Origin of the sequence: Legionella maceachernii (assembly GCF_900167045.1) — a bacterium.
In the GTDB taxonomy this organism is placed as follows: domain Bacteria; phylum Pseudomonadota; class Gammaproteobacteria; order Legionellales; family Legionellaceae; genus Tatlockia; species Tatlockia maceachernii.
In genome coordinates, this window is sequence record NZ_FUXJ01000002.1 from 92,277 (window position 1) to 112,737 (window position 20,461).

Sequence of the window (20,461 nt, forward strand, 5' to 3'; positions counted from 1 at the left end):
GTGAAAGACAGATTTGAGTGCAGGACTCCATTACCCTCAAGAAATTTCCTAAGAAACCGATTCTATAAAAAAGGAAAAATCTAAAGGAAAATAGCATGGAACAAAGGAACTTTGAAAAATTAAGCACAGAAAGCCAAAAAAAATTTAGAAATGATCTTTGGGATGTCTTTGACACTTATATTGAGCAGAATGAAGAGAAAAAGGAAGAGATTCCGGATTTTGCGTTTGTAGAAACCATTTATTGGGACATTACCAAAGAGAAGTTAAGTTTAAGAGAAATTTTTGGAAAAATTCAAGAACATGTATTGAAAGAAGGTTATGATAATGTCCATTCTTTTTTTCAAGAATTGTCAGTTTTAAAAATGAATTCAAAGTATGACACTATTTTTTCAGAGGATGACCAAGATTATTCCAAAACAGCTGAAAAAGAACCTGAGCCAACCAAAGAGAAATTAAAAATGCAAATCACGGATTTTAGTCGACCTGGCGATCATCGGGACGAATTAGTCCTTCTAATGATGCACCATACTAGTCAACAACAAACTTATAATGGTTATCTTGTGGATGCTAATAGATTTTCCATGCTCCCTTTTAATAGTGAAGAGCTTCTGATGGAAAAAGAGGAGAGAGAAATAGCTCATGCTAAACGAGAGAATAAGCTTCTCTTTGCAGAAATGGATCGGGTCATTAAAGAGGATAAGTCTGGAAGTAATAGAATTCAAATTATCGTTAAATCGGGCCCTCATTATACGACACTTGATATCGATAAAGAAAATCGCTCTTGCTTTATTGTTGATGCGGCAGATGACTCTAGGCAATATCGACTTCATCAATTAGCCGATTACAGTGATTTTATTGATAAAGTCACTTATGTGAAAAGCCCCACTATTCCATCTGGAAAAATAGATTCACCAACTATGAAAGCGGCATTGCAGAAAGATGATTGTAGTTGTGCGATTTTTGCTTCAGAGCATTCTTCTATACTTGCAAAGGAGCCGGATTTACACAATTGGCTGGGAGAAAAAGCCACTCAAGTTGGGGATAAGCTTTTTTACGTAACTTGGGATCAATTGTCGCCAGAAATGGTGAAAAATTCGCAATCAACACGGGTAATTAACCACTATATAGAACAAAATCTTGATCAAAAGGGAAAAATATTACAATTAACAAATAATAATACCTCGCTTCACGGATTTGAAACCACCAAACAACGGTTTTTGCAGACAGTAAACCAATATTGCCACAGTTATAAGGAAAGCGAACTACTGGAGAAACTGCAACAGACAAGCTCGACGCCTAAGCCAAAAGAAGAAAGTTTACTTTTTAATTTTGTAAAATAAGAATGCAAAATTATCTAAAACTGGATTAAAATTGCATAGAAATTAATGTACGGGGAGGAGAATGATGAGATTTTTTCAAGGAGTAGCCCATAAAGAGATTAAACCTAACAAAGAAGGCTCAACTGTAGAACGATATGCGTGGTGTTTAAATCAACTCTATGACAATTTACAGCAAAACCAATCAGTAGATAAAAAGCGTGAGGGCCTGCGTCACTTTAGAGACAATATGGAAAAATCAGAAGACACTAAAAAGCTATTTGAGCAAGTAATGCATTCATTTTTATCATTTTTAGATAAGGAAAAATCATTACCCGCAAATGATTATATTTTCAATTGCTTTTTAGGAATAAACATCGAGGGAGGTTATCTCTCCTGTGAAGAGGAAAGTACTGTAGGATTTAGCCATTAGTTTGTTAATGAACCTATTAAAATTTGTGAAAGATGAGCCATAATATCCGTATATAGACTTTTGTCTATATACGGTAGATAGGATTTGGAGGTTGGAAGATGACGACCAATATAAGCTAAATAAATAGCATACCCGATGAAGTCGTGTGGAATTCTCTAATTAACCTTGTTAATCGCTTTGATTTAAAAGGGAGTGAAGCACGAATTTTAATGGGGGATATGCCACGCTCAACTTATACCTCTCATAGATCGAAATAGGGATCAAAAAGAAAGGGTATCTTATCTTTTGGGTATTTATAAATCGCTACGTCTTTTATTTGATGACGCAGAACAAGCTAGAACATGGATTAATCGAAAAAATTCATTACCTCCCTAAGGTTTGTTTCTATATAGTGTATCGCGTTGAGAGGCGAGCGAGTTGGCTGACGTACGTCCACGATAATGAATGGGCGATAACGCAAAGTAATACTATTTTTATGAAATCCCTTAAAAACCAAGCAAACGGGTATAAACCTTAGGCAAAATTCGGTAAAATAGGCCATTTTATTTTTCCCTCTGTGGTAAACATGCCAAAACGTACTGATATCAAATCTATCCTCATCCTCGGCGCAGGTCCTATCGTAATTGGTCAAGCATGTGAGTTTGATTATTCAGGTACACAAGCGGTGAGGGCTTTAAAAGAAGAGGGCTACCGAGTCATTTTGGTTAATTCAAATCCTGCAACGATTATGACTGACCCAGAGCTGGCTGATGCCACCTATATTGAGCCCGTGCAATGGCAAGAAGTAACCCGTATTATTGAAAAAGAGCGGCCGGATGCGCTATTGCCCACCATGGGAGGGCAAACGGCACTGAATTGTGCTTTGGATTTAGTGCGAGAGGGGGTTTTAAAAACGTATTCGGTAGAAATGATCGGTGCTACACGAGAAGCGATTGACAGAGCAGAGGACCGCGATAAATTTCGTCAATTAATGAAAAAAATTGGTTTGGAGATGCCTCGATCGGCTATTGCACACAGCCTCGAAGAAGCCTTTCAAGTTCAAGCGCAATTAGGTTTTCCTGCCATTATACGCCCCTCATTCACCATGGGCGGGAGTGGCGGAGGGATTGCTTATAACCGCGAAGAGTTTGAAGAAATTTGTACCCGAGGTTTGGATTTATCCCCCACAAGAGAATTATTGATTGATGAATCGGTATTGGGATGGAAAGAATATGAAATGGAAGTCGTGCGTGATAAGAATGACAATTGCATTATCGTCTGCACGATCGAGAATTTCGACCCCATGGGCGTTCATACCGGTGATTCCATTACCGTTGCTCCAGCTCAAACGTTAACGGACAAAGAATTTCAACGCATGCGGGATGCGGCAATTAAGGTTTTGCGTGCTGTTGGCGTGGATACAGGCGGTTCAAATGTCCAGTTTGCGATTAATCCTGAAGATGGTCGTATGCTTGTTGTGGAGATGAATCCTCGGGTATCAAGAAGTTCTGCTTTAGCTTCTAAAGCGACTGGCTTTCCTATCGCTAAAGTGGCAGCCAAGCTTGCTGTAGGCTATACCTTGGATGAATTGAAAAATGAAATCACCAATGGCAAAACTCCCGCTTCGTTTGAGCCAAGCATCGATTATGTCGTGACTAAAGTGCCTCGATTTAATTTTGATAAATTTCCTCAAACTCCCACCACATTAACGACACAAATGAAATCGGTGGGTGAAGTCATGGCCATTGGTTCTAATTTCCAAGAGTCATTACAAAAAGCCATTCGGGGTTTGGAAATTGGTCGGTCAGGTTTAAACACACTCTTCAAAGAAGGCGAGGACATGGCGCGCCTGCGCGGTCATCTTCTTGAGCCTACCCCCGATCGGTTATGGTATATCGCTGATGCTTTTCGTCTTGACATGTCATTGGAAGAAATTCACCAAGAAGCGAAAGTGGATCCCTGGTTTCTCATGCAAATTCAGGAACTTGTGCAAATGGAGAAAACCGTCATAGGAAAATCAATCCTTGAAATTGACGAAACCACCATGCGTCAATTGAAACGTCGCGGTTTTGCTGATGCCTACCTTGCCAAATTATTTTATTGCAGCGAAGAACAAGTGAGAGCGCATCGTTTAGAATTAGGTGTAACCCCAGTTTATAAACGTATTGATTCTTGCGCAGGCGAATTTCCTAGTGATACAGCCTACCTGTATTCAACCTACCAAACGGTGTGTGAGGCTCGACCTGAGCAGAACAAAAAGAAAGTCCTCATTTTAGGGGGAGGCCCTAATCGCATAGGTCAGGGCATTGAGTTCGATTATTGCTGTGTGCATGCCGCGATGGCATTAAGAGAAGCGGGCTATCAGACTATCATGGTCAATTGTAATCCCGAAACCGTGTCCACCGATGTGGACACTTCCGATCGCCTTTATTTTGAACCATTGACGCTTGAGGATGTTCTCTCTATTGTTGCAGTAGAAAAGCCAGACGGTGTGATTGTGCATTATGGTGGCCAAACCCCACTTAAATTGGCTCGGCAACTGGAAGCGAATGGCGTTATCATTATTGGTACTTCGCCTGATGCGATTGATCAGGCAGAAGACAGAGAGCGATTTCAAAAATTAGTCACCGAATTAAATTTACATCAACCGGCAAATGGCACGGTGCGTAGTGAAAAGGAAGCGATTGAATTAGCGAAACGCATTGGTTATCCCTTAGTTGTCAGGCCTTCTTATGTTTTGGGAGGGCGCGCCATGGAGGTGGTTTACCAAGAGGAAGATCTGCGCCATTATTTGGCGCACGCCGTTGAAGTGTCTAATGATTCGCCAGTTCTTTTGGATAAATTTTTGAATGATGCGATTGAAGTAGACATTGATGCTGTCTGTGATGGTGAAGAGGTAATGATTGGTGGCATCATGGAACACATTGAACAGGCCGGCATCCATTCAGGGGACTCAGCGTGCACGCTACCGCCTTTTAGTCTCAGTGTGGTGGTTCAGCAAGATCTCATTGAACAAATACGTCAATTGGCACTTAAATTAGGGGTGGTAGGGTTAATTAATGCTCAATTTGCGATTCAAGCGGATGATATTTATGTGTTGGAAGTAAATCCTCGTGCATCGCGTACAGTTCCTTTTGTTTCTAAAGCGACTGGTTTTCCGCTGGCTAAAATTGCTGCCCGCTGTAAAGTAGGGCAAACATTAAAACAGCAAGGTTTAAGCCAGCATTATCCTATGCCTGCTTTTTATTCCATTAAATTGCCGGTTTTCCCTTTCATTAAATTTTCGGGTGTCGATTCCATTTTAGGACCAGAAATGAAATCAACGGGCGAAGTGATGGGAATTGCTAGACGCTTTGGACAAGCCTATGCTAAAGCCCAGTTGGGAGCCGGTTGTAATATTGTCAAGAGACGACGTGCCTTTGTGTCCGTGCGGGATGCTGATAAGGCAAGAATAGGTGAAATCGCTAAGCGGCTGATTCAGTTGGGTTTTGAGATTATAGCGACACGCGGAACAGCTTTAGTTCTTCAAGCTGCTGGAATTGATTGTCGACGTGTTTTTAAGGTTGCAGAAGGGCGCCCCCATGTGGTTGACTTTATTAAAAACAATGAAATCGATTTCATTGTAAACACAACGGAGGGTAAACAAGCAACAGCTGATTCATTTGCAATTAGACGCAATGCATTGCAACACAAGGTTAGCTATACTACAACTTTATCTGGTGCCGAAGCAGCTTGCTTGGCAATGAAGTACGAAGACCGAGAAACGGTTACTCGATTACAAGATTTACATTAGAGGTGGATATGCAAAAGCATCCTATGACAGTTCAAGGGGCAGAAGCGCTCAAAATGGAATTACATCGTCTAAAATCAGTGGAGCGCCCGCGCATTATAGAAGCCATCGCTACTGCCCGAGCGCATGGTGATTTGAAAGAAAACGCGGAGTATCATGCTGCACGTGAACAACAAAGTTTTAATGAAGGTCGGATTCAAGAGTTAGAAGCAAAATTGGCCCATTGCCAAGTGGTGGATATCAGTAAATTACCTAACAACGGCAAAGTTATCTTTGGTGCTTTTGTGCGTTTATTGCATGTAGAAACTAACATGGAAATCACTTACCAGATTGTGGGTGAAGATGAAGCCGATATCAAAATTAATAAAATCTCTTATAGTTCACCCATTGGTCGTGCGCTTATCGGAAAGTTGGTCGAAGACACAGTCACTGTAGAAACTCCGGGTGGAGTGGTTGAATATGAGATTATTCATGTTAATTATATTCCACAAGAAGAATAACCTGGATTGAGCCGGCAACACCAAATACACCTTTCTGACCTCACCCTGACTGACAGGAGCCCAGCATTTATAGATCCGCGATCACGCGGAACGTAGGCTCCTCATCCCTTTTTATCTAGAACTTACGGAAGGTAATAAAATGGATTGGGTAATTTAAAACCTCTTTGCGCATAGCCTCCCTGTAAATCGCTGTATTGGTCGCCAATTGAAGCAATAACCGTGTAGCCTTGCTTGGTAATGGATCTTCTTGCTTGTGATTTGAAAGGAATAATGGAGGGTTGATGGTAATTATCAGGACGGAAATAAAGGCCGGACCAATGATTATAGCCAGCACGCAGTAGGTTCGCTCGAGTTGCCTTTAACATTGACAGAGGTCTGCCTGTGACGAAAAAGACAGCAACGTGATGATTGCGAGCGCTGTTGTAAAGAGAGAGCATTGGTTTAATGGCGGGTGCATCTGCTGCTAACAAATCCTTTTCAACTTGAGCTTTATCGGCATCAAAATGTCGTTTAATCATTCTTGGATAGTTACTTAAGCTTGTTTCGTCGATATCGAGAACAATGGCTAATTTCTTTTTCTTATTACCTTGCTGTTCATTAGCGGCTGTTTGCATCAAGATATATTGCTCTGCCTGAGCGATGACGCAGGAAAGTTCTTTTTGATAGCTTCCTGAGTCATGATAGGCCTCGAGTTCTTTTTTTAAAACACTTAAATTAAGGGGTTCAGCGAAGGAGAAAGAGGCTAATAGAGTAAAACTTAACGCGAAGAAAATTTGATTGATGGTTTTCATTGGTGATCCGTTGAAATAAATTAGTCGGCATTATAAAAGGAAAAAATTGCTTGTCAATTGTGCAATTTGCTTTCAGATTGGGTGATATTTATTGTTTCACTCATAGGGTTCGCTAATCAGAGGAATGCGTTTGATAGAGATCATTAAATTCATCAATCACTTCATCAATGCTTTTAATCAACTCAGTAAAGGCTGGTTTTAATTCTTCAATCGTTTTTGCATGCTTAGCTTGTTTTTCGAGCTGAATGACTTGGGTTTGCAAATGAGGTACACCACAAAAACAACAAGCTCCATGTAATTTATGAGCTGCACTTTCTAATCCCTTGATGTCTTTATTGCGCAATAGTTGTAAAAACTCTTCGCGGTTTTTATGTAATTCATCGACAAAGCGAGCAAGAAATTCCTCGGCCAGCGCTTGGTTTCCAGAGACTTTTTGTACGCAAAGTTGCCAATCGATAGCGGGAGCCTTTGATTTTTTGAGAAAGAGCAAGAGATGATTCAAGAGTTGTTTTTCATCAATTGGTTTTTGTAAGCAAAGATCAACGCCTGATTTTTGCAAACGTTCTTTATTCAGATCGGGGCTGTTCGCACTGATAACGACAATAGGAGTTTGTTTATTCAACATCGATTCTTGACGAATCATTCTTGCCGCATCAAGCCCATTGAGTTTGGGCATTTGTAAATCAAGTAATATGACATTATATCGTTTGCTCTGGCAGGCTTTGACTGCTTCTTCGCCGTTATCAACGGTTTCAATATTCGTGTGTTCACTGAGTAGTGAATTGAGTAACATTCGATTGACCGGATTATCTTCCGCAATTAACAATTCAGGGTGAGCAATACGAAGCTGAGAGCGCAGACTATCTAATTCGTGATCCGTTGAAGGGATTTGCGAAGCCTGGTTGAGTAAAAATTCAATGGCTTCATGCAGTTTTTGGATACTGATGGGTTTGAATAAAAAGGCATGGGCACCTAATGCTTGAGGATCGTGAATGAGCCATTTAGAAACTAAAGCACAGGAGATGGATTGCTTGCGTAATACTTGTGCGACTTGTTTTTCACATCCTTCGTTCACATTAATGAAAGCAAGTGTGCAATCGCTGTGTTTGGCAAAAGCTGCTTCAAGCTGGTTAAAAGAGTCGACGGGTACAGTTTCGATACCCCAATAACCCAACCCATTGCACAGCGCTTCCAAATAGAGCGGATTATCATCATAGCAAAGAGCCTTTAAATGATCGAAACGCTGACTTTGATGTTTTTCCACCTCATAAGCAGCCAATTTTTCCAGTTTTACTCGGACAGCAAAGGTTGATCCTTTATTGACTTCACTGGTTAAAGTTATTCGTCCTTGCATGGTTTCAATCAATTTTTTACAGATCACCAAACCTAAACCGGATCCACCATAACGTCGAGTGATGGTAGTGTCGGCTTGATTAAAGGCGTTAAATAATTTGGTTTGATCTTCACTGGAAATGCCAATTCCAGTGTCAGTAACGGAGATACAGAGTGTGTAATCCTTCTCCGTTTCTTGCTCGATAGCGGTACGGATGAGTACATACCCTTGGTCGGTAAATTTGACGGCATTGCTAACTAGATTAGTAATGATTTGCTTCATACGCAAAGGATCACCGAGTACCGTTTTAGGCACATTGATGGCAGTCGAAGGGATTAAATCAATCCCTTTTTTGTGCGCATTAGGAGCAGTAAGCGCTAAAACCTCATCGATACAAGCGCGAATGTCGAGAGGAATGCAATCCAGATGCAGTTTGCCGGCATCCATTTTAGAATAATCAAGAATATCATTAATAATGGCTAACAAATCTTGTGCGGAAGATTTAATGGTTTTGACGTAATCAAGCTGCAGACTATCCAATTTTGATTCAAGTAAGACGTTGGTAAATCCAATCACCCCATTCATGGGGGTGCGAATTTCATGACTCATGTTGGCAATAAACTCGGATTTTTGTCGGCTTTTTTCTTCGGCTTTTTTCTTTTCCAACGATAGTTCGATGTTTTTCTCTTCCAATAACTCCAAACTTTGTTGTAAGTCGGCCGTTGCGACTTCAATATGATGATTTAATTCATTAACTACGTTTAAGTATTGCTTTTGTAAGTGAGCGCATCCTCGCTCAATAATTCCTAATTCCCCTGGGCTTGAAACATTAATATGTGTTTCAAATTCATTACTTAAAATTTGTTTCATGCTACGTCTAAGACGAGAAATGGGCAAATAGATTTGCTTGGATAAGAAATAATGGATGGTTAGGCTCATTAATAAGCCGAGCAAAATAGTAAAAATAGTCACGATGAACATGCGATATTGCATGATGAGCATGGATTGCGTGTCAATATCAATCGAAAGCCAACCTAAAATATCGTCCGCTTGTAAAGCAATGGGATTGGTAAATGCTTTAAAAGGGGTGGTTGAGTAAAGATTAAACTTAGGAATAGTAATAGGCGCAATAAAATTGATGGTATAAGGTTTAATTTGTTTACTTTCAATGTAGTCGCCAGTGAACTCTGGTGGTTTAAAAGGTTTGTGAATGGAATGTTTGCCGCCTCGGTATGCAAGTAATTGGCCTTGAGCGTTATAAAAGGCTAGTGCCTTAACTTCTGGGTTCACTGTGGACGCATTGATTAAACCTTGCAAAGTTCGACTATCGTTGCGTAACATCGCGAATTGCGCTGCGGGTAGCAACTGGCGAATATAGGCTTCGCCTAACCTGGACATGTGTAGTTTTAAATCTCTATTAAATTGGCCATTAAAGAATAAGGCAAAGAGGAGTGCAACCAAAAGAACTGGTATTAAGGTAGTGACGCGCAGTTGGTATTTAATGCCGAGTCTTTTCATGATAGTGTAGATTATCTTTAGATTAGCAAGTTTCTTGTTAATAGAGAAAAGGGACTAAAGTGCATTTGTTTATTTTGCGTTGTTTAGAAAGTCAGCTATTATATACCCAAGATTCTTCAAAATGCTATTTTTAGTCCATTGCTTTTTTCGCTTTAGAAAACGTTTAAAGATTCTCACGGGGAAAGTATTCTTTACAGTCTCTTTAAAATGGTTTCGGAGCAAAAAAATTCAAGCCATCTAAGACTTAACATTTTGAGATAACCTGATTATTTTATTGCTTAAAACGTGATAGGTCAGCGACCTCCCGGCGCCTGCGGGAGCCAAGCGGCGTAAGAGAAGATTCCTCAGCCTGCGGACACGCAAGGTCGTTGGGCAAGAAGGTAGGATGGCCTATTACCTTACAACGGAGCCCTGATGGTAGTTAGAACGCGTTTTGCCCCAAGCCCTACCGGTTTTTTACATGTTGGTGGTGTACGCACCGCTTTATTTTCTTGGTTATATGCAAAACATCATAAAGGGCAATTTGTATTGCGCATCGAAGACACGGATCAAGAGCGCTCAACGCAAGAGTCTGTGCAAGCTATTCTTGATGGAATGGCGTGGTTAGGCCTTGATCATGACGAAGGACCTTATTACCAAACCAAACGTTACTCTCGTTATCAAAAAATTGCAGAGCAGTTGCTTGAAGAAGGAAAAGCTTACCGTTGTGTATGCAGTAAAGATCGTCTAGACGCTTTGCGAGAATCGCAACTGACCGCCAAGCAAAAGCCTCGCTATGATGGGCATTGCCGTGATAAGAATTTGCCCGCAGGTAATGAACCTTACGTCATACGATTTAGAAATCCTCAAACGGGTGTTGTTTCGTTCGCGGACGTGGTGTATGGCAACATCAATGTTGAAAACAGCGAGTTGGATGATTTAATTCTCATTCGCTCAGACGGCCATCCAACGTACAATTTTGCTGTGGTTATTGATGATTGGGATATGCAAATTACCCATGTGATTCGTGGGGATGATCATATCAATAATACACCTCGGCAAATTAATTTATTAAATGCGCTTAACGCCCCCATACCGGTTTTTGCGCATTTGCCAATGATCCTTGGTGATGATGGTAAACGCCTGTCAAAACGACATGGCGCAGTCAGTGTGTTGCAATTTAAAGAATTAGGTGTTTTACCTCATGCTTTGCTGAATTATCTGGTGCGCTTAGGGTGGTCTTATAAAGATCAGGAAATTTTTAGCGTTAAGGAAATGATCGATTATTTTGATTTAAGAAATGTCAGTCGAGGCGTGTCCAGCTTTAATTATGATAAGCTCTATTGGCTAAATCAACATTACCAAAAAAATGATCCACCAGAAACGGTGGCAGAAGCATTGCGTTGGCATTTTCAAAAACAAGGTCTTGACCCAAGGAATGGTCCTTCACTGGCTGATTTAGTGACAATACAAGCAGAGCGCTATAAGTCTTTAGCGGAAATATGTCAGGGAAGTCGTTATTTTTACGAGGATTCGGTGCAGTACGATGACGATGCCGTTAAAAAGCATTTACGCCCAATTGTTCTGGAACCACTTGAGGCACTTTATAAGTTACTGCAACAACTAAAACAGTGGGACAGCGAAGCCTTGCAACAATGCATTAATGATGTTAGCGCTGAATTTGATATGAATATGGGTAAAATTGCGCAGCCGCTGCGCGTGGCGGTAACGGGCAGCAGTGTATCACCAGCAATTGCAATGACACTTCATTTACTGGGCCAACAACGGACATTAGCACGCTTAGAACTTGCATTGCAAACCATTCGTGAGCGAGCTGCAAGCAGCCAGTGCCAGTGAACCAGGTACGCTTGAATCGGGGTAAATGGATTTAAGCTATCCTTTTGTAAAGAAGAGTAAAAAATTCTTAGGCTGATGGCAGGGGTATAACCCCACTGCTTATCGACAAGCTTACTTATTGGTTAAGTCAATAATTATTCACCTTCTAATGACCTGCTTTCAATATGATGAAGAATGGCTTTAGCACTCGCGGGCGTAAAAGGTTTGTTAAAGTACCTTTCGATACCTACAGCGAGCGCTTTTTTTGCGTAATCGGGTTCACCATGCGCGGTCACTGCTACAATGGGAGTGTTTTTGTTAATAGAACTTTGCTTAATTGAGCTAGCTACTTCAAAGCCATCTGGACCATCACCCAGTCCAATGTCCATTAGGATGACATCATAAGCATGAGTCATTGTTTTTTCCAAAGCAATTTCCCCATTTGAGGCGATATCTACAAGGCAACCAAGCTTTGCTAATTGTGCTTTGGCAACCATTTGAGCAATGAGAGTGTCTTCGACGACAAGCACATGGATAGGGTGAGTCATTCATTTTCCCTTAAGTTAACGCTAATCTTTGGGATAAAGATTAATCTAACATCAATTCCATCGACTACCAAACAGGTATTATATACAATTGTTGCAAAAATTTGTAATGTTGTATTTTTCTGAGCAAAGCGAAGAACCGCAACGCGCTTGATGACCGTATTGATGCGGCTAAAATAAGCGGTTAGTCCACTACCTCATCCAATAAAGGTCTTTTAAAAGGTAGGGTGCAGATGAACGTGGTTCCTGTCTCTGGACTGCTGATGACATCTATTTCTCCTTCCAAATCTTCGATAAGCTGCTTGACGATATGCAAACCTAATCCTGCGCCTTTATATTTATTTTGATTCGCTGGGTGCAGGCGATAAAATTTTTCATAGATAAGTTTTTGTTTATCTGGCGAAATACCAATGCCTGTATCGGCAACGAATAATTGCAGGATAAAATTTCGTTCGTCGATTTGCTTGCCCATCTTGACGCTGATGTGAATACTCCCTTTGTCAGTAAACTTGATTGCATTGCTTAATAAATTCATGATGATACGTTGAATTCGAGGTGGGTCACCGATAAACACAGTGGGTATATCACTTGCGTAATCACTCGTGAGCTCAAGCTGCTTAATAGTGGCAGCAGCCTGCTCCATGGTCACAATTTTTTCGATAGCCTTTTTGAGATCAAATTTCTTAGCAAGCACGGGTAAGTTTTCGGAAGGATTGCGGGTGAAATTTAAAATATCGTCCAGAAATTCAATAAATTCTTTAGCAGAAAGGTAAGTGATTTCAAGCTGTTCTTTTCTTTCAGGTTCAGTTTCTGTTTCAGCTAAAAACTCGACCATGCTGTAGATGCCGCTAAAAGGTGTTCGCAGCTGGTGTTCCATGTTGCGTAAAAATTCTGTTTTCGCTTTATTCGCTGCCTCAGCAGCAATTTGTGATTTACACAGCTCTTCTTCCATTTTTTTGCGCTCAGAGATATCAAAAGAAATTCCTAAAATCCCAACAACCTCTCCATTTTTATTGAATAAAGGTGATTTCTTGGATAAGAAAATGGATACTTCGTTTGAATTGGCAAGCTGGGATGCTTCTTCGCGTGTCAACGTTTGACGACTATGCATAACGGCTAAGTCCGATTCCCTAAGGGAGTGAGCCTCATGACTCCAGGGCATTTCATAGTCTGTTTTACCGATCATGAGTTTGGGCTCTGAAAAGCCAGCTGATTTCGCTTGCGCAAAATTACAGCCTTGATAGACCAACTCTTTATTTTTCCAATAGACATGTCCAGGTAGATTATCAAGAATGCTCGCTAGGGTAAGCTCTGCTTCTTCTTTTTCAATGCGGTTTTTCTCTTCCTGCGCTTTGCGTTCGGTAATATTAATGGAAATGCCTGCTAAACCTACGATTTCGCCTCCATTATTGAATAACGGGATTTTTTGCGTTAAATAAATGGCATTTTTTTGGTCTACTTCAAACCCTTCTTCTTCAAAAACACAAGGAAAGCCTGTGGCAATAACTTCCATATCATGTTTTCTAATGGCTTGAGCTTGTTTTTGTGAGTAAAGCTCATAGTCCGTTTTGCCAACAATTTCTGTGGGTGATGAAAGACCTACGTTTCGGGCTTGCAATTCATTACAAGCGAGGTAACGAAATTGATTATCTTTCCAGTAAATATGTACAGGCATTCGTTCAATGATTTGCTTATATAAATCAAACTGCTTAAGAAGACTATCATAATTTAGAGCCATAAATTCTCCTGGAATTGTCAACACGTCCTAGACTTCTTTCGCAACGCCACTTTGCAGCATGTTGCAAAAGAAGTCTGTTTTATGGATGCAGCATCGCATGGGCTTCAAAAGCTTCACCAGGATACTGAGTGTGCAATTGCGTTATCTCATCCTTTAGTTTATTTACATAAATGTGTCTTAGGAAAAACAGCGTTTGTTTTTCTTTAGAACAACCTGCCTCTAAAGCAAAAAATCTCAAATGGGTTAAATTCCGTGCATGTCGAGTCATCAGTGCATTGTTTGGGATTAATGAAAAAGGGTCACTCCTTAATGCTTCCAACCGCTTTCCTGAATACTGAGGATGGCTGGCGGTATTGGCTAAGATAATTTTTAGCGGATTTTCCCTAAGAACTCGATGGATATAATGTCTAATTGATTCGTGACTGTCATGAAGCATTTCCCCCGTCACAATGAGACAATGCTCAGCCAAATAAGGGTTACAGCTCACTAAATCGTAATCAGTTGATTCTTCTTGACCAAGGAGTAAAAAATAAACTAAGTCTGAGTGGATGGCAGACGATTGGTTTATGCGTTTCACGATTAATAAAACGGGTATTTTTTGTTGAATACTATGATAAAAAATAATTTCACTCACAGGGTAACAAGGTAATACCATTCTGTTTTCATCAGCAATCTGGCAAAGTTTGGGTAGTATATCTGCGTAACCTAATTGAATAGGCAACTCTTGGGCAATCTTCAGAATAAACTCGCACCCTAATTCACAAATGAGTTGCTGGTATCGGTGAGTAAGCCGTTTGGCTCGATATTTAGAGATATGAAATTCACGCACAATGTGCTCTAGATTGACTGCAATCGGAATATTATCTTTACGAATACTAAAATGCGTTAAAAAGTAACAGGCAATAATGAAAGCTAATTCTTCGTGCAAAGGAAATAAAAGTTGATGTCGACTAAGAAATTGACTTGTTTTTTCCACTGCATCAAGACTATTGCTATAAGTAGCTACTTGCTTAAGATCATTTTCCCACTCATTAATCACCTTTTCGATTGTATGTTTATACGATTTGAATCGTTCTATTTCTTGAAGAAGTTCAGCAATTCGCTTTGTGGAGCAGAGCCATTGCTTGCTGAGATGAATGATTTTATAGGCTCTAATTTGGCAAAGATTTTCTCCAACCTGTGGATCGAATGCGAGCAGATTCCCCGTGATAAAAAGCTCCAAAGCCCTGGTTGAAAAATCCACGACGGTGCGAATTAAATAAAGGTCATCTAGTTTTTGATGTTTGTTAACCAATGCGGCATTGTCGGAATGAGGAAGGAGAACAAGAATATTACAGGGCGTAGCAAATAATGAGGGCTTATTTTTCATTTGGCTTATTTCCCAAGTTCCTTATGATATATCGATAATAAATAATCAATATTGAAACAGAGCCGCAGGCGATGAAGCTTAAAAGATATCCACCCGCAAGTAAATAGTCGCCGACGAGTAATCCATGAAATATCGTGAAAAGCTGGATGATATTAAAGCCGACAAAGGTGATAAGTGATACACCCTCAGTGGTTTTACGTTTTAGCAAGGTAATAATTTGCGGAATAAAAAGAGCAGCGTTGACCAATAGGCTAATAGAAAAACCGAGTTGTACGAGTTGCTCAGTAAATGACATACCTAACTTCCACAAAATGCAGAATGGCCATTATAGCTTTAAAATGCTATTTTTGTCAGCAAATACAGGACTTGAGAATGCCTTTATTTAGCGCTGCTTGAATGGGGAATGAGCGCTTATCCTTGCAATACATTAAGTCTTTTTTCTATGGTGTGCTCAATGTCATCAGCCATGGCTTTAGTGGATGACGTCCACACGAATAATTTCCCTAACAAGCTTTGTGCGCGTAATTGGCAAACCACGTCTTGATAAGTGGTTTTCCATCGTTTAATACTGTCCAACGCTTGTTGCAGATCATTGTTAGGAATACCAGCTTGTTCGTTGTAAAGTTTTTTTAACGCTTCAAATTTTTGGATAGTGTTTTCACCGTAGGGCTCTTTTTTGAGCAGATTCTCCATGCGTTGGTAGATTTGGATTAAAATTGCTTTTTTTTCCCCACTTGCTGCAAATCCATCCGGTGGAAGTGGGAAGACATAAAAATATTCTTCAGGAACTCCGAAGGAAAAATTCGCAGATACTGGAAGATTCGTAAAAAACCTAGAGACATTGTCAGGGAGATGAGAGATACCCAGGGTGTATTCAGTGAGTTCGATGGCGGTGTGCCTGCAGTTATTAGCGAGACTAAGATAATGCGATCGTTCTACAATGCCTTGCAATTGTTCATTTGCCCCATTTAAATCACTTGCTGGCTCAAATCCTCTTTTTTCCATGATAATGGTATCGTCCGATTCTTCAATAGGCTGATAACAGCTAATTTCTGTGATTTTCTGTATAAAAGGAATAACTTTCAAAAATTGCTTGTATTGTTCATAAGGAATAGCATAAGCGGAGTAGCTGATAGGACCATAAGGATGAAGAGATTCGTTTTGTAATTCCGCTTCAGTGTGAAAAAAACTCATTTTCATACAGACCTTAATGTGGCCTTGAATGATTTCTTTTCTTAGTTTCAAGCGTTCACTTTGATTAGTCTGTTCGAGTGTATTGAGTCTTTCTAATGCCCCCTCCGATGTGCTTAAGGCCCTAACATCGCTATCAATGATATTACTTTTACCCAGCCGAGCTAGGAAAATGGGCTTACCTTCTTTCATTACTCCTAGCATGACAAAAACATGATGTCGTTTTTCCCCTAATGTTTTTTTCCCTAAAGCAATGAAAAATTCGTCATGTCGATTCATGTGGATTTGATCTAGGGGTTTATAGGGACGGCTTATCTCAGGGACGGCAGGGCTTTGTGAGCCTTTCTTTTTTAAGAAGTAACAAGTGCTGGAATCCAGTTGAATCGAAGGTTGAGTGTCTATGGAAATGGTTGCTGTTTTTTGGGATGTTTTCTCGCTCTTTTCGTAAGGCATTGCTCTATCTTTCTCTGGTTAAATTTTGGTTTTGTCGATTTTATACTATTCGGAATCAATAAAAAATAGGCAATTAATGTTTAAACTCATTCTATTGATAATGTAAGCTCATTTATTTAAACAGAGATTCTATTACTTTATTAACACTCTCCTCAACAGAAGTAGGCTCGATGGCGAGTGTAGCTACTTCTTCAAATAAATTATCGCGTTCAAGATGTTGTTTATCGAGAAAGGCTTTTAGATCAGCGATTGGCAGGAGTGGGGCTCGGCCTCCTTGCATGCGTTCGATTTGTACTGACGTTGAAACCTTTAAGTACACAACAAATTGGGAGGATAATAATGTCCTATTTTCTTCGCTGGCAACCACTGCTTCTTCCATGACAACTACCACATGCTCTTTAGTGATATAGTGAGAAATGATTTCAGCTTCACATCGATGAAAGGCTTCTTCACCCTGTTTCCCTAAAATATCATGCAAACTTCGCCCGATGTAACGCTCCAAACTGGGATTCGCATCGATATACTGCCAGTCTAGTTTTTTCGCTAGAGCTTCACCCAGTAGCGCTTTACCTGCCCCCATATGCCCGATAATGAAAATACGTTTAGGTTTGGTCATCTCTATCTCCTTAAATAGAAAGGGTATCACCAATAGTACCCCAAAGGAGATTCTTCGCTACGCTCAGGATGCCCCTGTCATCCCGAGCAAAAGCGACGACCTCCCGACTCTTGGTAGTAACAATGACTCATCCTTTTCACAAAGTCTATACTTAAAGAGGATGCTTAATAGTTAAAGGAAATATGGTCGTTAAGGGAAGTCTCTCTGTGTATAAATCTCATCCATGCGAAAGCGTGAATGGCATGACATAATGGCAGTGAAAAGGAGGTAGATGATGAAGAAGTTTACCTTATTAATTGCTTTATTGGGGATTTCGGTATTAATGAATGGCAGTTTTGCGGGTATTGCGCAAATCCAAGAAAAATTGCAACTTGCTATAGCCATCAATAATCCGGGTGGCTCAGTCGGTACTGATAAGGCAACGACAAGCTTTCCTAATGCGGGGATGAACACAACCCCAACTAAACAAATTGGTACAGATTCTTATGTGATTAATCCTAATGCGCCATCGACCAAGCCAGGTTATGGTGCGGGTACCGTCTGGCCTACAGCACCAGCCTATACTCCTCAACCTCATCAACCGGCAAGCAGTAGTGCAACGCATTAGAAGTGAGCACTCAAATTCAACCGCTCACCAAGGATTAAGAGGGGACTGTAGTATCAACGCGGCCTAGAGAGACTTGATTCATTCATTTTTGCCAGGGTGTAGTGACGGACTAATTTAGACACTACCCTTTCGCATTCGTTAAGTTGTTCTATTGTCACAAATTCATTGGCACGATGAGCTTGTTCGATACTGCCGGGTCCACAAAGGATAGTCGGTATTTTAGCGCGATGATAAAACCCTGCTTCCGTAGCATAGGCAACTTTATGCTTTTCCTTCACTTGAGTGACTTGACGTATTAATTGAGTAATCACTTCGTTCTCAGAGGTGTTTAGTCCTGGTCCTCCTCCAGGGATTTGGGTGAGCGCAACCGTTGCTTCCGGATATTCTTTATGTAATTCGGGTAATAATGTTTCTTGAATATACTGTTGAATGGTATCAATCAGTTCTTGAGGATTAAGATGAGGTAAGTAACGAAATTCAAAAACAAATTCACACCATTCTGGGATAATATTATAAGCACCTCCGCCATTAATCATGTTAGTAGTGACAGAGGTGAAGGGCACGTCAAAATCGTTATCGAAAGGGCCTTGATTTTTATATTGAGTCGCTAAATGGCGTAAGAAACGGATGAACTGCGCTGCATATTCAATGGCATTACACCCCTGTGGGGTTAAAGAAGAATGGGCTGCTGCACCATGGATTCGACAGCGAAAAAGTAACCTGCCTTTGTTCGCAGTGACAGGTCGCATGCTGGTCGGTTCACCAATCACACATCCTTCCGGTTCAATCTTCCATTTTTTTAAATTTTCCAGTAAAGAAGGAATACCTAAACAGCCTATTTCTTCATCATAGGAAAAAACAAAATGAATAGGTTTAGCGAGTTTAAGTTGGCAGAAGTCGGGCAAGAGTTTCAATAAGACAGCAAGAAATCCTTTCATGTCAGCAGTTCCGCGTCCATAAAGACAACCATGGCGTTCACTGAGTTCAAAGGGATTGGTATCCCACTCTTGGCCATCCACAGGTACTACGTCGGTGTGTCCTGAAAGAACGAGGCCTCCGTGAGAGCGGTTGCCATCGTGAGCGGGCAGCGTAACAAAGAGATTGGCTTTCGCTTTATTTTCGTCGTAAATCAATTCGGGAGAAAGATGATGCAATCGATACCAATCTTGAACTAAATGGATTAATTGCAGGTTTGAGTTGCGTGAGGTTGTGTCGCAGGCAACAAGCTGCTTGAGCCATTCGGTGGTGTTCATGACGATATTCCCGTTAACTTCATGTATGATTAAGAGTAGTTCATAAAAAAGCAGCGGCTAAAAAACGTAATCGCTTCTCTTTAATGCACTGTCTCACTCGCATCCATCTCTTTTAATGCCATAGCCATCGCTGCATTGATTTGTTCTGCAATTTGGGGAAATGCTTTCTTGAATTGTCTTTCAGCTTGCTCAGGATTGGCATGGCCTAAATGAATAATTTGCGCTATTTTTCCCAGAAAAGATTCAGGATCCAAGGCTTTTGCTTTAGCAATTAAATCAGCAGCCTCTGTTAAATTGCCGCGTAGGGCATGGACCAGTGCCAATCCACCCCAGCCTTCGGAATTTTCCTCATAAAGCGCGATGGCTTCTTGATAGCTGTATTGTGCCTCATCTAATTTATTAAGAAAAAGCTGACACCATCCTAAACTGACCCAGTTATCATAAAAATGAGGGTTTAACTCAGCTGCTTTTAAGTAGGCTTCTTCAGCCTTTTGCAAGTGAATGGCGCGAAAATAAGTTGTGCCTAAAGCAAACCACAAACGACTATCCGTTGCATTTTTATCAAGCAATTTTTTAATTTCTCTAACACTTGTCTCTTCTTTCATTAAACGTAATAAGAGCGTAATCACTTGGGCTTCATAATTCTTCGGATTGATGATTAGTGCCTGTTCTGCCGCATTCTCAGCTGAAATTTCATCTCGATTATCCAGATATAACTGCGCTAATAAGACTAAGGTTTGTTCAATTGGACCATGCTGTTCTAAAACGAATTCCAATAATTGAATAGCTTCATCCAGTTTCTCTTGTTGTTGTAGCAGTTGAACCATGAGAAATTCAACGTCATAGGATGGATTTTTTTTAAACAAAGGGGTTAAGATCGCTATCCCTTCGGTGGGCTCATTCAATGAATAATGGCAAACTGCCAAACTGTAGCGAAGAATAGGCAATTCTTCTAAGCGAAGTGCTTGAATGAGTGCTTTTTTCGCTTGCTCAAAATCGCCTTGATTCAAAGCAAGCATACCTTCTACCGCGACGCACGCATCAGCATCGATTGTTTTAGCTTTGTCGAGGTATTGCTGCGCTTCACTAAACTTGTTTAATTGGCGGTACCCTTCGCTCACCGACAGCAATAGATTGAGATTAGAAGGATCTTGCTCAAGAAACTGTAGATAACGATTCAGGCGTTCTTGTTTTTTATCGATAATGTCCATAGT

Annotated in this window: 16 protein-coding genes; 6 read left to right on the forward strand and 10 right to left on the reverse strand. The window is 40.6% G+C overall.

Annotated features, from left to right (window positions below; all coding sequences use genetic code 11):
* Positions 1 to 95: 95 nt before the first annotated feature.
* The 4 genes from B5D33_RS00420 to greA all read left to right on the forward strand — a co-directional run bounded on the left by B5D33_RS00420 (position 96) and on the right by greA (position 6,018).
* The gene (locus B5D33_RS00420; protein ID WP_058452352.1) at positions 96 to 1,340 is read left to right on the forward strand and encodes a YopJ family acetyltransferase; all 1,245 of its coding nucleotides are present in this window, start codon (positions 96 to 98) and stop codon (positions 1,338 to 1,340) included.
* Positions 1,341 to 1,401: 61 nt separating this feature from the next.
* The gene (locus B5D33_RS00425; RefSeq protein WP_133140960.1) at positions 1,402 to 1,749 is read left to right on the forward strand and encodes a hypothetical protein; all 348 of its coding nucleotides are present in this window, start codon (positions 1,402 to 1,404) and stop codon (positions 1,747 to 1,749) included.
* A gap of 565 nt (positions 1,750 to 2,314) precedes the next feature.
* Positions 2,315 to 5,521: a carbamoyl-phosphate synthase large subunit gene (gene carB, locus B5D33_RS00435; protein ID WP_058452354.1), complete on the forward strand. Its 3,207-nt coding sequence runs from the start codon at positions 2,315 to 2,317 to the stop codon at positions 5,519 to 5,521.
* 8 nt (positions 5,522 to 5,529) lie between these two features.
* The gene (gene greA / locus B5D33_RS00440; protein WP_058452355.1) at positions 5,530 to 6,018 is read left to right on the forward strand and encodes a transcription elongation factor GreA; all 489 of its coding nucleotides are present in this window, start codon (positions 5,530 to 5,532) and stop codon (positions 6,016 to 6,018) included.
* A 122-nt stretch (positions 6,019 to 6,140) separates the two neighbouring features.
* Here greA and B5D33_RS00445 read toward each other — a convergent pair whose 3' ends face one another.
* Positions 6,141 to 6,809, reverse strand: coding sequence for an HAD family acid phosphatase (locus B5D33_RS00445; protein ID WP_058452356.1), 669 nt, complete (start codon positions 6,807 to 6,809; stop codon positions 6,141 to 6,143).
* A 112-nt stretch (positions 6,810 to 6,921) separates the two neighbouring features.
* Positions 6,922 to 9,660 (reverse strand): two-component system sensor histidine kinase LetS, encoded by a 2,739-nt coding sequence (letS, locus tag B5D33_RS00450; protein WP_078767273.1) that lies wholly within the window; start codon positions 9,658 to 9,660, stop codon positions 6,922 to 6,924.
* A 414-nt stretch (positions 9,661 to 10,074) separates the two neighbouring features.
* Here letS and gltX point away from each other — a divergent pair, with 414 nt between their 5' ends.
* The gene (gene gltX / locus B5D33_RS00455; protein ID WP_058452358.1) at positions 10,075 to 11,496 is read left to right on the forward strand and encodes a glutamate--tRNA ligase; all 1,422 of its coding nucleotides are present in this window, start codon (positions 10,075 to 10,077) and stop codon (positions 11,494 to 11,496) included.
* Positions 11,497 to 11,630: 134 nt separating this feature from the next.
* On the opposite strand, the gene B5D33_RS00460 is transcribed toward gltX, so the two are convergent.
* The 6 genes from B5D33_RS00460 to B5D33_RS00485 all read right to left on the reverse strand — a co-directional run bounded on the left by B5D33_RS00460 (position 11,631) and on the right by B5D33_RS00485 (position 17,387).
* The gene (locus tag B5D33_RS00460) at positions 11,631 to 12,023 is read right to left on the reverse strand and encodes a response regulator (protein WP_058452359.1); all 393 of its coding nucleotides are present in this window, start codon (positions 12,021 to 12,023) and stop codon (positions 11,631 to 11,633) included.
* Between the two features lie 181 nt (positions 12,024 to 12,204).
* The gene (locus B5D33_RS00465; protein WP_058452360.1) at positions 12,205 to 13,758 is read right to left on the reverse strand and encodes a PAS domain-containing sensor histidine kinase; all 1,554 of its coding nucleotides are present in this window, start codon (positions 13,756 to 13,758) and stop codon (positions 12,205 to 12,207) included.
* 79 nt (positions 13,759 to 13,837) lie between these two features.
* Positions 13,838 to 15,127, reverse strand: coding sequence for a hypothetical protein (locus B5D33_RS00470; RefSeq protein ID WP_058452361.1), 1,290 nt, complete (start codon positions 15,125 to 15,127; stop codon positions 13,838 to 13,840).
* Complete coding sequence (locus B5D33_RS00475) at positions 15,117 to 15,422, reverse strand: PQ-loop domain-containing transporter (RefSeq protein WP_058452362.1); 306 nt, start codon at positions 15,420 to 15,422, stop codon at positions 15,117 to 15,119. The genes B5D33_RS00470 and B5D33_RS00475 overlap by 11 nt, the downstream gene beginning before the upstream one ends.
* 116 nt (positions 15,423 to 15,538) lie before the next feature.
* Complete coding sequence (locus tag B5D33_RS00480) at positions 15,539 to 16,771, reverse strand: hypothetical protein (RefSeq protein ID WP_058452363.1); 1,233 nt, start codon at positions 16,769 to 16,771, stop codon at positions 15,539 to 15,541.
* Between the two features lie 112 nt (positions 16,772 to 16,883).
* Complete coding sequence (locus tag B5D33_RS00485) at positions 16,884 to 17,387, reverse strand: shikimate kinase (protein WP_058452364.1); 504 nt, start codon at positions 17,385 to 17,387, stop codon at positions 16,884 to 16,886.
* Positions 17,388 to 17,658: 271 nt separating this feature from the next.
* Between B5D33_RS00485 and B5D33_RS00490 the strand changes: the two genes are divergently transcribed.
* Complete coding sequence (locus tag B5D33_RS00490; protein ID WP_133140961.1) at positions 17,659 to 17,994, forward strand: hypothetical protein; 336 nt, start codon at positions 17,659 to 17,661, stop codon at positions 17,992 to 17,994.
* 53 nt (positions 17,995 to 18,047) lie between these two features.
* Here B5D33_RS00490 and argE read toward each other — a convergent pair whose 3' ends face one another.
* Both argE and B5D33_RS00500 read right to left on the reverse strand, forming a co-directional pair.
* Positions 18,048 to 19,247: an acetylornithine deacetylase gene (gene argE, locus B5D33_RS00495; protein WP_058452366.1), complete on the reverse strand. Its 1,200-nt coding sequence runs from the start codon at positions 19,245 to 19,247 to the stop codon at positions 18,048 to 18,050.
* 80 nt (positions 19,248 to 19,327) lie between these two features.
* On the reverse strand, positions 19,328 to 20,458 hold the full coding sequence (locus tag B5D33_RS00500; protein WP_058452367.1) for a tetratricopeptide repeat protein: 1,131 nt from the start codon (positions 20,456 to 20,458) through the stop codon (positions 19,328 to 19,330).
* Between the last annotated feature and the right edge of the window lie 3 nt (positions 20,459 to 20,461).

Coding starts and splice junctions, on each gene's coding strand:
- B5D33_RS00490 (WP_133140961.1), top strand. CDS start 17,659: ATGATGAAGAAGTTTACCTTATTAATTGCTTTATTGGGGATTTCGGTA.
- carB (WP_058452354.1), top strand. CDS start 2,315: ATGCCAAAACGTACTGATATCAAATCTATCCTCATCCTCGGCGCAGGT.
- B5D33_RS00475 (WP_058452362.1), bottom strand. CDS start 15,422: ATGTCATTTACTGAGCAACTCGTACAACTCGGTTTTTCTATTAGCCTA.
- B5D33_RS00465 (WP_058452360.1), bottom strand. CDS start 13,758: ATGGCTCTAAATTATGATAGTCTTCTTAAGCAGTTTGATTTATATAAG.
- B5D33_RS00470 (WP_058452361.1), bottom strand. CDS start 15,127: ATGAAAAATAAGCCCTCATTATTTGCTACGCCCTGTAATATTCTTGTT.
- B5D33_RS00485 (WP_058452364.1), bottom strand. CDS start 17,387: ATGACCAAACCTAAACGTATTTTCATTATCGGGCATATGGGGGCAGGT.
- gltX (WP_058452358.1), top strand. CDS start 10,075: ATGGTAGTTAGAACGCGTTTTGCCCCAAGCCCTACCGGTTTTTTACAT.
- B5D33_RS00425 (WP_133140960.1), top strand. CDS start 1,402: ATGATGAGATTTTTTCAAGGAGTAGCCCATAAAGAGATTAAACCTAAC.
- argE (WP_058452366.1), bottom strand. CDS start 19,247: ATGAACACCACCGAATGGCTCAAGCAGCTTGTTGCCTGCGACACAACC.
- B5D33_RS00420 (WP_058452352.1), top strand. CDS start 96: ATGGAACAAAGGAACTTTGAAAAATTAAGCACAGAAAGCCAAAAAAAA.
- B5D33_RS00480 (WP_058452363.1), bottom strand. CDS start 16,771: ATGCCTTACGAAAAGAGCGAGAAAACATCCCAAAAAACAGCAACCATT.
- B5D33_RS00460 (WP_058452359.1), bottom strand. CDS start 12,023: ATGACTCACCCTATCCATGTGCTTGTCGTCGAAGACACTCTCATTGCT.
- B5D33_RS00445 (WP_058452356.1), bottom strand. CDS start 6,809: ATGAAAACCATCAATCAAATTTTCTTCGCGTTAAGTTTTACTCTATTA.
- letS (WP_078767273.1), bottom strand. CDS start 9,660: ATGAAAAGACTCGGCATTAAATACCAACTGCGCGTCACTACCTTAATA.
- greA (WP_058452355.1), top strand. CDS start 5,530: ATGCAAAAGCATCCTATGACAGTTCAAGGGGCAGAAGCGCTCAAAATG.
- B5D33_RS00500 (WP_058452367.1), bottom strand. CDS start 20,458: ATGGACATTATCGATAAAAAACAAGAACGCCTGAATCGTTATCTACAG.